The following is a 14,321-nucleotide window of genomic DNA, read 5'->3' as shown; positions in this document are numbered from 1 at the left end:
ATCCCGCGCGTCAGCTCGTGCAGATGCCAGGCGGCATCCGCCTTGGGGGCGAGGACGGCGTCGAAGCGGTCCTCGGTCAGAGCGCCGACGAGCGCGTTGCTGCTGATGCCGGCGGCGTGGAAGACGGCGGTCAGCGGACGCTCCGCGACCGTCTCGGCCAGCAGCTCCGCCAGCGCCTCCCGGTCCGACACATCACACGCGGCGACACGGACCCCGGCACCCAGCCCCGCCAGCTCCGCCGCCAACTCCTCAGCCCCGGGAGCCGCAAGACCCCTCCGACTGGTCAGCACCAGATGCCGCACCCCGTACTCCGCCACCAGACGACGGGCCACCACCGCACCCAGACCACCCGTACCACCGGTGACCAGCACCGAACCCCCGGCAGCAAACACGGGAACACGGTCACCCGACGCCTCCAGCCGGACCAGGCGAGGCACCCACACCTCACCCGCCCGCACCGCAGACTCCGGCTCCGGCTCCCCGGACGCCAGCGCCCGCAACACCTCACCGACGGCCGCACCCGGCTCCACATCGACCAGCACGAACCGGCCCGGGTTCTCCGCCTGCGCCGCACGCACCAGACCCCACACCGGCGCCTGCACCACATCCAGCCCGGCACTCTCCGACACCGCAACCGCACCACGCGTCACCACCACCAGACGCGACGCCGCGAACCGCTCGTCAGCCAGCCACGACCGCACCACATCCAACACCCGGTACGACACCGCACGCACACCGGACGGAACATCACCCGAGGCAACACCGGCAGCACAGTCCAACACCACCACACCCGGCACCGGACCCTCAGCAGGCACCTCCTCCCAACCAACCCACGACACATCCGCACCACCGGCAACCGCCGGAACCACCGACCACTCGACACCGAACAGCGGAGGACGGGAAGTCCCCAGCTGCTCCGCCGAGACCAGACGGCTGAGCATCGCGCCCACGGACAGCACGGGCTGTCCGGCCGTGTCCGCCATCTGCAGGGACAGGCCCTCGTCGCCGACACGGGTCAGACGCACCCGGACCTCGGACGCGCCCACCGCGTGCAACACCACGTCGTTCCAGGCGAAGGGAACGACCGTGTCGTCCGTGTCACCCTCCAGCAGCCCCGCATGCAGAGAGGCATCCAGCAGCGCGGGGTGCAGGCCGAACCGGCCCGCCGCCTCGCGCTCCTTCTCGGGGAGCGCGACCTCGGCGAACAGCTCCTCACCGCGCCGCCACACAGCCCGCAGCCCACGGAACACCGGCCCGTAGCCGAACCCGGCTTCCGCGAACCGCTCATAGGCGCCTTCGACCGGGACGACCTCCGCGTCCGCGGGCGGCCAGGCCACCGCGTCGAACACGGCCGCGTCCACGGCGTCGGGGCGCAGCACACCGTGGGCGTGCCGGACCCACATCCCGTCGCCGGTTCCTTCGGTGCACGAGTACACACCGACCGTGCGACGGCCGGTCTCCTCCGGCTCCGACACCCGCACCTGTAGCTGTACGCCGCCCTGCTCGGGCAGGGGGAGCGGTGCGGTGAGGTTCAGTTCCTCCAGGACCTCACAGCCGACCTCGGCGCCTGCCCGCAGGGCGAGTTCGAGCAGACCGGTGCCGGGCACCAGTACCGCGCCCTTCACGGTGTGGTCGGCCAGCCACGGGTGGGTCTGGCGGGAGAGGCGGCCGGTCAGTACCGTCCCGTCCTCGTCGGCCAGGCCCACGCACGCGCTCAGCATCGGGTGCTCGGCCGCGCCGAGCCCCGCGAACCTCACGTCACCCGCTCGCAGCACCGCCCCGGCGGGCCAGTAGCGCTGCCGTTGGAAGGCGTAGGTGGGCAGCTCGACCCGGCCGGCGCCGGTCCCTGCGAACAGGGCGCTCCAGTCCGTGCTCAGGCCGTCGACGTACAGCTCGGCCACGGCGCGGACGACGGTCGCCTCCTCGTCGCGGCCCCTGCGCAGGGCGGCGACGAACAGGGCATCGGGCCCGGCCGATTCCTGGCCCACGGCCGAGAGCACGCTGTCGGGGCCGAGTTCCAGGAAGCGGGTCACGCCCGCCTCGTCGAGGGCCCGCACACTGTCGGCGAATCGCACCGCGTCGCGGACATGCCGCACCCAGAACTCCGGGTCGCAGACCTGCTCGGCTCCCGCCACCATCGGGATCACCGGCGCGGAGAACGACAGACCGGACACCACCGCGCGGAAGTCGTCCAGCATGGGGTCCATCAGCGGCGAGTGGAAGGCGTGCGAGACCCGCAGAAGGGTCGTCTTGCGGCCCAGCCCCTCGAAGTGGGCGCGGACGGACTCGACCGCGTCCTCGGCACCGGAGACGACCACGGACGAGGGGCCGTTGACCGCGGCGACCGACACCGACTCGCCCAGCAGCGGCAGGACCTCGTCCTCCGCCGCCGCGACCGCCAGCATCGCACCGCCCTCGGGCAGCGCCTGCATCAGCCGGCCGCGCGCCGAGACCAGCGCACACGCGTCGGCGAGCGAGAACACCCCCGCCACATGCGCCGCGGCCACCTCGCCGATCGAATGACCCGCCACGAAGTCGGGCGTGACACCCCAGGACTCGACCAGCCGGAACAACGCCACCTCGACCGCGAACAGCGCGGCTTGGGCGTACATGGTCTGGTTCAGCGCCTCCGCGTCCTCACCCCAGACCACCTCCCGCACCGGAACCTCCAGCTCGGCGCACACCGCGTCGAAGGCCCGCGCGAAGGCCGGGAAGCGCGCGTACAGCTCACGCCCCATCCCAAGCCGCTGCGAGCCCTGCCCGGTGAACAGGAACGCCGTCTTGCCCGACCGCGCCCGCCCCTGGATCACCTCATCGCCGTTCAGCACCACCGCACGGTGAGCGAAGACCGAGCGGTCAAGGGTGGACAGACCCACGTCCACCGGACGCAGCCCCGACTCCTCCACGTACGCACGCAGCCGCGCCACCTGGGCCTCAAGCGCGTCCTCCGTCTTGCCGGACACCAGCCACGGCACCACACCCGGAACGACCTGCGCGTCCGCCACCTCCACCTCGGCCGGCTCGAACTGCTCCAGCACCACGTGCGCGTTCGTCCCGCTGATACCGAACGAGGACACACCCGCACGCCGCACCCGGCCCGACTCCGGCCAGGCACGCTGCTCCGCCAGGAGCTCCACCTCACCCGCCGCCCAGTCCACATGCGAGGACGGAGCATCCACGTGCAGCGTGCGCGGCAGCACGCCGTGCCGCATCGCCATGACCATCTTGATGACACCCGCAACACCGGCGGCGGCCTGCGCGTGCCCGATGTTCGACTTCAGCGACCCCAGCCACAACGGCCGGCCCTCCGGACGGTCCTGGCCGTAGGTCGCGATCAGGGCCTGGGCCTCGATGGGGTCGCCCAGCGTCGTACCCGTGCCGTGCGCCTCCACCACGTCCACGTCGGACGTCGACAGACCACCGCCGGCCAGCGCCTGGCGGATCACCCGCTGCTGCGAAGGACCGTTCGGAGCCGTCAGACCATTGCTCGCACCGTCCTGGTTGACCGCCGAGCCGCGCACGACGGCCAGCACGCGGTGACCGTTGCGCACCGCATCCGACAGCCGCTCCAGAACGACCATGCCCACACCCTCGCCCCAGCCGACACCATCGGCCGAATCCGAGAACGACCGGCACCGGCCATCGGACGAAAGGCCGCCCTGACGGGCGAACTCCACGAACGTCGTCGGCGTGGACATCACCGTCACACCACCCGCCACCGCCAGGGAGCACTCCCCCGACCGCAGCGCCTGCGCCGCGAGGTGCATCGCCACCAGCGACGACGAACACGCCGTGTCCACCGTCACCGCCGGGCCCTCCAAACCCAGCGCGTACGAGACACGACCCGAGGCGATGCTGCCCGCACTGCCGCTTCCCTGCTGGCCTTCGAACTCACGGCCACCGAGCAGGCCGGCGTAGTCGCTGTACATGACGCCCGCGAACACGCCGGTCTGCGAGCCGCGCAGCGACACCGGGTCGATACCCGCCCGCTCGATCGCCTCCCACGACGTCTCCAGCAGCAACCGCTGCTGGGCATCCGTCGCGAGCGCCTCACGCGGACTCATCCCGAAGAACTCAGGATCGAACTCCGCCGCCTCACGGAGGAAACCGCCCGCCCGCGCGAACGACTCACCCTCCACATCCCAACCACGGTCTACCGGGAAGGAACCAACGGCATCCACACCATCGGCCACCAGCCGCCACAAGTCCTCCGGAGACGCCACCCCACCCGGATAACGGCACGCCATACCCACGATCACGACCGGGTCGTCGTCCGCCGCGGCCTGCCGCACGACCGCAGGAGCGGACTCGGCTTCTCCCCCGAGGATCTCGTCGCGGACGAATCCGGCGAGCGCGTCCGCCGTCGGGTAGTCGAAGACCACCGTCGCGGGCAGCCGCAGCCCCGTCACCGAACCCATGCGGTTGCGCAGCTCGACCGCCGTCAGGGAGTCGAAGCCCAGGTCCTGGAAGGCCCGTGCCGGATCGACATCGGCCGCGCCTCCGTGCCCGAGCACCCGCGCGATCTCTGTGCGCACCAGGTCGAGCACGGCCGCGTGCCGCTCCGCGGCGGGAAGGGCGGACAGCCTCGTCCGCAGGCCGGCCGCATCGGCCGACCCCGTACGTATGCTGCGGCGCGGCCGGGTCCGGATCAGTCCGCGGAGCAGTGCCGGGACCTCGCCCAGTGCCCGCATCGCGGCCAGGTCGAGGCGGACCGGCAGGATCGCGGGGCGCCCTGCCGAGAGCGCGGCGTCGAAGAGTCCCAGGCCGTCCTCCACGGACAACGGCGGCATGCCCAGCCGGGTGATGCGCTCCACCTCGGCGTCGGTGAGGGAACCTGTCATGCCACCGGTTCGCGCCCAGGGACCCCAGGCGAGTGAGGAGCCGGGCAGACCCGCGGCCCGCCGGTGCGCGGCCAAGGCGTCCAGGAAGGAGTTGCCGGCGGCGTAGTTCGCCTGCCCGGCGCTGCCGAATGCCGCGGCGACGGAGGAGAACACGACGAACGCCGCAAGCTCGCGCTCCTTCGTGGCCTCGTGCAGGTTCCAGGCCGCGTCCGCCTTCGGCCGCAGCACGGCCGAGAGCCTCTCGCCCGTCAGCGAGCCGATCACGCCGTCGTCGATCACGCCCGCGGTGTGGATCACAGCCCGTACGTCGTACCGGCCGAACAGGTCGTGTACGGCCGCGGGCTCGGCGACGTCGCAGGACTCGACCGCGACCCGTACGTCCTGCCGCTCCAGCTCGGCGACGAGGTCCGTCGCGCCGTCCGCCGCGAGGCCGCTGCGGCTGACGAGGAGCAGGCTGCGCACACCGTGCTCCGCCACCAGGTGGCGGGCCACGGCCCGACCCAGGCCACCCGTGCCACCGGTGATCAGGACGGCGCCCTCACCCGCCCATGCGGGATCGGTCCCCTGTACGGGCTCGACCCGGGCCAGGCGCGCGGCGAGGAACAGGCCGTCCCGTACCAGCAGCTGGGGTTCGTCGAGGGCCAGTACGGACTCCAGCAGACCGGCCGGCTCCTCGCCCTCCACATCCACCAGCACGAACCGGCCCGGCTGTTCCGACTGCGCCGACCGCACCAGACCCCACACCGCGGCCGCGGCCAGGTCCGCACCCGCCACCGCACCGCGCGTCACCAACACCAGCCGCGACGCCTCCGGCAGCTCCTGCACCCACGCCAGCACCCGCGCCGACAGCGCATGCACCGACGCGACGACATCGTCTCCGGAGACACCGTCCAACCGGTGCACCACCACGTCCGGCGACACCGCCACCGGCCCCGGCACCGGTACCGGCACCCACTCCACCCCGAACAGCCCATCGAGCGGCTGCTCGACGGAGACCGGACGTACCGTGAGCGCCGCCACGGAAGCGACCGGCTCTCCCGCGGTGTCCGCCAGTGCCACCGAGATCGCCCCGTCGGGCGTGCGGGACAGCCGTACCCGCAGAGCCGACGCTCCTGAGGCATGCAGCGACACGCCGGACCACGAGAAGGGCACGCCTCGGTCCCCGTCACCGAGAAGCACGGCCGCGTGCAGGCCTGCATCGAACAGTGCAGGGTGCAGACCGAACCCGGTCAGCTCCGTGTCCTCCGGCAGCGATACCTCGGCGTAGACCTCGTCTCCCTGCCTCCAGGCGGCGCGCAGGCCCCGGAACACCGGCCCGTACGCGAACCCGGCCTCGGCGAACCGCTCGTACACCTCCGACACGTCCAGCGCCTCCGCGCCGGCCGGCGGCCAGGCGGCCGCGTCGAAGGCCGGGTCCGCAGCGGTGGCGGGCGCGAGAACGCCGGTGGCGTGCTGCATCCAGAGGGACTCGTCCGCGCCGTCCGGGCGGGAGTGCACGGTCACCGTCCGGCGGCCGGACTCGTCGAGCGCGCCGACCGTCACCTGCACGCGTACGCCGCCCTCAGCGGGCAGGACGAGCGGCGCGGCGAGCGTCAGCTCCTCCACTGCCGGGCACCCGGCCTCGTCGCCCGCGCGGACGACCATGTCCACCAGGGCCGTGCCCGGGACCAGCACCGCACCCACGACCGTGTGATCCGCGATCCACGGGTGGGTGGCCGCCGACAGCCGTCCGGTGAAGAGGAAGGTGTCCGAGTCCGCCAGCTCCACTGCGGCTCCGAGCAACGGGTGCTCGGCCGATTCCAGACCGGCGAGCCGTATGTCACCACCGCGCGCGAGACCACTGCTGACAGGCCAGTAACGCCGGTGCTGGAAGGCGTAGGTGGGCAGCTCGACCACTCGGGCGCCGGTACCGGTGAACAGGGCCGGCCAATCCGTGGCGGCGCCGCTCACGTGGAGCTCGGCGAGGGCGCGGAGGGCGGAGCTCTCCTCGTCGCGGTTCCTCCGCAGAAGGGGCACGAGGAGGGCGTCTGCGTCCTCCGGCAGGCATGCGGCGGCCATGGCGGACAGGACACCGTCGGGGCCGAGTTCCAGGAAGCGGGTCACGCCCGCCTCGTCGAGGGCCCGCACACTGTCGGCGAATCGCACCGCGTCGCGGACATGCCGCACCCAGAACTCCGGGTCGCAGACCTGCTCGGCTCCCGCCACCATCGGGATCACCGGCGCGGAGAACGACAGACCGGACACCACCGTACGGAAGTCGTCCAGCATGGGGTCCATCAGCGGCGAGTGGAAGGCGTGCGAGACCCGCAGCGCGGTCGTCTTCCGGCCCTGCGCCTCGAAGTGGGCCCGTACCGCCTGCACGCCCTCCTGTGCACCGGAGACGACGACGGACGAGGGGCCGTTGACCGCGGCGACCGACACCGACTCGCCCAGCAGCGGCAGGACCTCGTCCTCCGCCGCCGCGACCGCCAGCATCGCCCCGCCCTCCGGCAGCGCCTGCATCAGCCGGCCGCGCGCCGAGACCAGCGCACACGCGTCGGCGAGCGAGAACACCCCCGCCACATGCGCCGCAGCCACCTCACCGATCGAATGACCCGCCACGAAGTCCGGCCGCACCCCCCACGACTCGACCAGCCGGAACAACGCCACCTCAACCGCGAACAGAGCCGCCTGCGCGTACATGGTCTGGTTCAGCGCCTCCGCGTCCTCACCCCAGACCACGTCCCGCACCGGAACATCCAGCTCCGCGCACACCGCGTCAAAAGCCTGAGCGAACACCGGGAAGCGCGCATACAGCTCCCGGCCCATGCCGAGCCGCTGCGAGCCCTGACCGGTGAACAGGAACGCCGTCTTACCCGACCGCGCCTGCCCCTGGATCACCTCATCGCCGTTCAGCACCACCGCACGGTGAGCGAAGACCGAGCGGTCAAGGGTGGACAGACCTACGTCCACCGGACGCAGCCCCGACTCCTCCACGTAGGACCGCAGCCGCGCGACCTGCGCCTGAAGGGCTTCCTCGGTCTTGCCGGACACCAGCCACGGCACCACACCCGGAACGAGCTGCGCGTCCGCCACCTCCACCTCGGCCGGCTCGAACTGCTCCAGCACCACGTGCGCATTCGTCCCGCTGATACCGAACGAGGACACACCCGCACGCCGTACCCGGCCCGACTCCGGCCATGCGGTCCCGTCGGTCACCAGCTCCACCGCGCCCGCGCTCCAGTCCACATGCGTGGACGGCGTATCGGCGTTGAGCGTCTTGGGCACGATGCCGTGCCGCATCGCCATGACCATCTTGATCACACCGGCCACGCCGGCGGCCGCCTGCGCGTGCCCGATGTTGGACTTCACCGAGCCGAGCAGCAACGGGCGCTCGGCGTCGCGGTCCCGGCCATAGGTCGCGAGCAGCGCCTGAGCCTCGATGGGGTCGCCCAGCGTCGTACCCGTGCCGTGCGCCTCCACCACGTCCACGTCGGACGTCGACAGACCACCGCCGGCCAGCGCCTGGCGGATCACCCGCTGCTGCGAAGGACCGTTCGGAGCCGTCAGACCATTGCTCGCACCGTCCTGGTTGACCGCCGAGCCGCGTACCACCGCCAGCACGCGGTGACCGTTGCGCACCGCATCCGACAGCCGCTCCAGAACGACCATGCCCACACCCTCGCCCCAGCCGACACCATCGGCCGAATCCGAGAACGACCGGCACCGGCCATCGGACGAAAGGCCGCCCTGACGGGCGAACTCCACGAACGTCGTCGGCGTGGACATCACCGTCACACCACCCGCCACCGCCAGGGAGCACTCCCCCGACCGCAGCGCCTGCGCCGCCCAGTGGAGTGCCACCAGGGAGGACGAGCAGGCCGTGTCCACGGTCACGGCGGGGCCTTCGAAGCCGAACGTGTACGACACGCGGCCGGAAGCGATGCTGGGTGCGCTGCCGTTGCCTCGGAACCCGTCGAACTGCTCGCCGTCCAGCAGGGTTCGGTAGTCCGTGTACATGACGCCCGCGAAGACGCCGGTCTGCGAGCCGCGCAACGACACCGGGTCGATACCCGCCCGCTCGATCGCCTCCCACGACGTCTCCAGCAGCAGCCGCTGCTGGGCATCCGTGGCCAGGGCCTCACGCGGACTCATCCCGAAGAACTCAGGATCGAACTCCGCCGCCTCACGGAGGAAACCGCCCGCCCGCGCGAACGACTCACCCTCCACATCCCAACCACGGTCCACCGGGAAGGAACCAACGGCATCCACACCATCGGCCACCAGCCGCCACAAGTCCTCCGGAGACGCCACCCCACCCGGATAACGGCACGCCATACCCACGATCACGACCGGGTCGTCGTCCGCCGCGATCCGCGTCGGCAGCAGTGCCGCCGCATCGGCCGTGTCGCCGCCGAACAGCTCGTCCAGCAGGAAGCCGACCAGTGCGTCGGCCGTCGGGTGGTCGAAGACCAGAGTCGCCGGAAGCCGCAGCCCTGTTGCCTTGCCCAGCCGGTTGCGCAGCTCGACGGCCATCAGCGAGTCGAAGCCGAGGTCCTGGAAGGCCCGCGCCGGTTCGACGGCGGTGGCGTCGGTGTGCCCCAGGGCGAGGGCGACGTGTCCGCGTACGAGGTCGAGGAGCACCTCGCGCCGCTCGTCGGACGCCAGGCCGGAGAGGGTGCGCAGAATGCCCGCCGTGGCGGGCGCATCGGGTGCGCCGTCGGCCGCCGAACGCCGGCTCCGGGTGCGGGTCCGGACCAGCCCGCGGAGCAGGGAGGGGACACCGTCCTGCGCCCGCATGGCCGTGAAGTCGAAGCGTACGGGGGCGATCAGCGCCGCGTCCGACCGCAGGGCGGCATCGAAGAGTTCGGCGCCCTGTTCCGGGGTGAGTTCCGGCATGCCGGTGCGGGAGATGCGCTGGAGGTCGGCTTCGGACAGGGTGCCGGTCATGCCCCCGTCCTGGGTCCACGGACCCCAGGCCAGTGAGGTGCCGGGCAGTCCGGCGGCTCGCCGGTGCGCGGCCAGGGCGTCCAGGAAGACGTTCCCGGCGGCGTAGTTGGCCTGGCCGGGCCCGCCGAAGAGGCCGGAGACGGAGGAGAACAGGACGAACGCGGCGAGGTCCAGCTCGCGGGTGGCCTCGTGGAGGTTCCATGCGGCGTCCGCCTTGGGGCGCAGGACGGCCGACAGCCGCTCGGGCGTCAGCGCCTCGACCACGCCGTCGTCGATCACACCCGCCGTGTGAACCACGGCGCGTACAGCGTGACGGGAGAGCAGCCCGGTCACCGCTGTCGCGTCGGCGACGTCGCAGGCCTCGACGACGGCTTCGGCGCCCAGCCCGGCGAGTTCCGCGACCAGCTCGGCGGAGCCTTCGGCGGCGGGGCCGCTCCGGCTGACCAGGAGGAGGCTGCGTACCCCGTGCTCAACCACCAGGTGCCGGGCGATCACCCGGCCCAGGCCACCGGTACCGCCGGTGACCAGGACCGTTCCCGCGCCGGCCCACTCGGGAGCCGTGTCCCGAAGCGTGCCGGCCCGTGTCAGGCGGGCGGCCAGCACCTCGCCGTCACGGATGAGCACCTGGGGCTCGTCCACGGCCAGCGCGGTCTCCAGGAGCCCGGTCTCGGGCTCCTGCCCGGCCAGGTCCACCAGCACGAACCGGCCCGGGTGCTCCGACTGCGCCGACCGCACCAGCCCCCACACCGCGGCAGCGGCCAGGTCCTCGCCGGACGTCGCGCCGCGGGTGACGAACACCAGCCGGGCATCGGTGGACCGCTCCTCCCCCAGCCACTCCTGCACCAGGGACAGCGCCCGCGCCGACAGCGCGTGCGTCGACCGGACCACGTCCGCGTCGTCCTCGCCGCCCGAGAACCGCGCCACGACCGTGTCCGGGGAGACCTCCGCCGGCTCCGCCGTCCGGACCGGCGTCCACTCCACGCCGTAGACGGGGTCGGGGTCCGCCGTGCGGGCGGAATCGACCGGACGCAGCACCAGCGATTCCACCGATGCCACCGGCTCGCCGGCCGTGTCGGCCACTGCCACGGTGAGCGCCTCCTCGCGGGTCCGGGTGACCCGCACCCGTACCGACGAAGCTGCGGAGGCGTGCAGCGACACGCCTTCCCAGGCGAACGGCACGACGCCCTGCGGTACTCCGTTGAACGCGGTGACGTGCAGCGCGGCGTCCAGCAGTGCGGGGTGCAGGCCGTAGGCGCCGCCGTCGACGCCCTCGGGGAGGGCGACTTCGGCGTACACGTCCTCGCCGTGCTGCCAGGCGGCCCGCAGGCCCTGGAAGACCGGGCCGTAGTCGAATCCGGCCTCGGACATGCGCTCGTAGAGGCCCGTCAGGTCGACGGGCTCGGCGCCGGCCGGGGGCCACGCGGCGCCCTGGGCGTCGAGGGCGACCGTCCGCTCGCCGGTCGTCAGGACGCCCGTCGCGTGCTGGAGCCACGCCTGGTCCTCGGCGCCCTCACGGCGGGAGCGGATGGTCACCGCACGGCGGCCGTTGCCGTCGGCGGCTGCCACCCGCAGGTGCAGTTGTACGCCGCCCTCCTCGGGGAGGGCGAGCGGTGCGGCGAGGGTCAGCTCCTCGACGGTGCCGCAGCCCACCTCGTCGCCCGCGCGGATGGCGAGCTCCAGGAAGGCGGTCCCGGGCAGGAGGGCCGAGCCGCGGACGACGTGGTCGGCGAGCCAGGGGTGGGACTGGAGGGAGAGGCGGGACGTGAACAGCATGCCTTCGGCGTCGGACAGTTCGACGGAGGCGCTGAGGAGGGGGTGTCCGGCCGCGTCGAAACCGGCGGCCTGGACGTCACCGGCCGGTGCCGCACCGGGCGTCGGCCAGTAGCGCTGGTGCTGGAAGGCATAGGTCGGGAGGTCGATGAGGCGGGCGCCCGTACCGCGGAGCACCGCGGTCCAGTCGACGGCCGCGCCGTCGACGAACATGCGGGCCGCGGCCGTCAGCGTGGCCGTCTCCTCGTCGACGCCCTTGCGCAGAAGGGGCACGAGGAGGGCGTCGCCGTCCTCCGGCAGGCATGCGGCGGCCATGGCGGACAGGACCCCGTCGGGGCCGAGCTCCAGGAACCGGGTCACGCCCTGCTCGCGCAGGGCCGTCACACCGTCGGCGAATCGCACCGCGTCGCGGACATGCCGCACCCAGAACTCCGGATCGCAGACCACGTCCGTGCCTGCGGTCATCGCAAGGGCAGGAGGGGAGAACGACAGACCCGACACGACGGCGCGGAACTCGTCCAGCATGGGGTCCATCAGCGGCGAGTGGAAGGCGTGCGAGACCCGCAGAAGGGTCGTCTTGCGCCCCAGCCCCTCGAAGTGGGCTCGGACGGACTCGACCGCCTCCTCGGCACCCGAGACCACGACCGCCGAGGGACCGTTGACCGCCGCAATCGACACCGACTCGCCCAGCAGCGGCAGAACCTCGTCCTCCGCCGCCGCGACCGCCAGCATCGCACCGCCCTCCGGCAGCGCCTGCATCAGCCGGCCGCGCGCCGAGACCAGCGCACACGCGTCGGCGAGCGAGAACACCCCCGCCACATGCGCCGCGGCCACCTCGCCGATCGAATGACCCGCCACGAAATCGGGCGTGACACCCCAGGACTCGACCAGCCGGAACAACGCCACCTCGACCGCGAACAGCGCGGCCTGGGCGTACATGGTCTGGTTCAGCGCATCCGCGTCCTCACCCCAGACCACCTCCCGCACCGGAACATCCAGCTCCGCACACACCGCGTCAAAAGCCTGAGCGAACACCGGGAAACGGGCATACAGCTCCCGGCCCATGCCGAGCCGCTGCGAGCCCTGACCCGTGAACAGGAACGCCGTCTTGCCGCTCCGCGCCACGCCCTCCGCCACCGGCTGCGTGCCGCCCAGCAGCACCGCGCGGTGACCGAGGGCGGACCGGCCGGCCGCCAGGGTCAGGGCGACGTCGACCGGGCGCGGCCCGTGCTGCTCCACATACGCGTGCAGGCGCGCGGCCTGGTCCCGCAGCGCCTGTTCCGTGCGGCCGGTCAGGACCCACGGCAGCGCTCCCGGCGCCGCCGCGAGCCCGTCCGTCCCGGCCTCCGGCTCCGCCGGGGCCTGTTCGACCTGTTCGGCCTGTTCGGCCTGTTCCAGCACGACGTGGGCGTTGGTGCCGCTGATGCCGAAGGCGGAGACCGCCGAGCGGCGCGGGCGGCCGGTGGCGGGCCAGTCGGTCCGCTCGGTGAGGAGTTCGACGGCGCCCGCGCTCCAGTCCACGTGGGAGGTCGGCTGGTCCACGTGCAGGGTCTGGGGCAGGACGCCGTGCCGCATCGCCATGACCATCTTGATGACGCCGGCGACTCCGGCCGCGGCCTGTGCGTGCCCGATGTTCGACTTGATGCCGCCGAGCAGCAGCGGCCGGTCCGCCGGCCTGCCCCGGCCGTAGGTGGCGAGCAGGGCCTGCGCCTCGATCGGGTCGCCGAGCGTGGTGCCGGTGCCGTGGGCCTCGACGGCGTCGACCTGGTCGGCGGCCAGCTGTGCGTTGGCGAGGGCCGCCTGGATGACGCGCTGCTGGGAGGGGCCGTGCGGGGCGGTGAGGCGGCTGCTGGCGCCGTCCTGGTTGACCGCCGTGCCCCGGACGACGGCAAGTACCCGGTGGCCGTTGCGGCGGGCGTCCGACAGGCGTTCCACGAGGAGGACGCCGACGCCCTCCGCCCATCCGGTGCCGTCGGCGGCCTCGGCGAAGGGCTTGCAGCGGCCGTCGGCGGCGAGACCGCGCTGGCGGGAGAACTCGGTGAACAGGCGGGGGGTCGGCATGATCGCGACGCCGCCGGCCAGGGCCATGGTGCATTCGCCGGCCCGCAGGGCGCGTACGGCCAGGTGCAGGGCGACCAGGGAGGAGGAGCAGGCGGTGTCGACGGTGACGGCCGGGCCCTCCAGGCCGAACGTGTAGGAGATCCGGCCGGAGAGGACGCTGACCGCTCCGCCCGTCAGCAGGTGGCCCTCGGTTTCGGCGGTCTGCCTGGCGAGGGAGCCGTAGTCGGTGTCGGCGCCGCCGATGAAGACGCCGGTCTCGGTGCCTCGCAGGGCGGCGGGGCTGATCCGGGCGTGTTCGACGGCTTCCCAGGCGGTTTCCAGCAGCAGGCGCTGCTGCGGGTCCATCGCGAGGGCCTCGCGGGGGGCGATGCCGAAGAGGTCGGCGTCGAACTCGGCGGCGGTGTCGAGGAAGCCGCCGTGGCGTACGTAGCTCTTCCCCGGGGTTCCCGGGGTGGGGTCGTAGAGCGCTGCGGTGTCCCACCCGCGGTCTTCCGGCAGGTCGCCGACGGCGTCGGTGCCGTCGGCGACCATCCGCCACAGGTCCTCGGGGGAACGGACTCCGCCGGGGAACCGGCAGGCCATGCCGACGATGGCGATCGGCTCGTTGTCCCTGGCCTCGACGGACTCCAGCCTCTGCTTGGTGCGCCGCAGGTCTGCGGTGACCCTCTTGAGGTAGTCGCGGAGCTTGTCTTCCGAAGAGGGGCCGGCCTTGGGTGCCAT

Annotated in this window: 1 protein-coding gene (only partly in view); it reads right to left on the bottom strand. The window is 72.8% G+C overall.

Annotation, left to right across the window (positions count from 1 at the left end):
* On the bottom strand, positions 1–14,321 hold the 5' portion of the coding sequence (locus C0216_RS12695; protein WP_114055379.1) for a type I polyketide synthase. It extends 16,537 nt beyond the left edge of the window; only the first 14,321 of its 30,858 coding nucleotides appear in the window; it begins with the start codon at positions 14,319–14,321; its stop codon lies off the left edge, out of view.

Source organism: Streptomyces globosus, assembly GCF_003325375.1.
Lineage (GTDB): Bacteria > Actinomycetota > Actinomycetes > Streptomycetales > Streptomycetaceae > Streptomyces > Streptomyces globosus_A.
The sequence above is the reverse complement of the archived record's forward strand: the minus strand, read 5'-3'. Positions and strand labels throughout refer to the sequence as shown.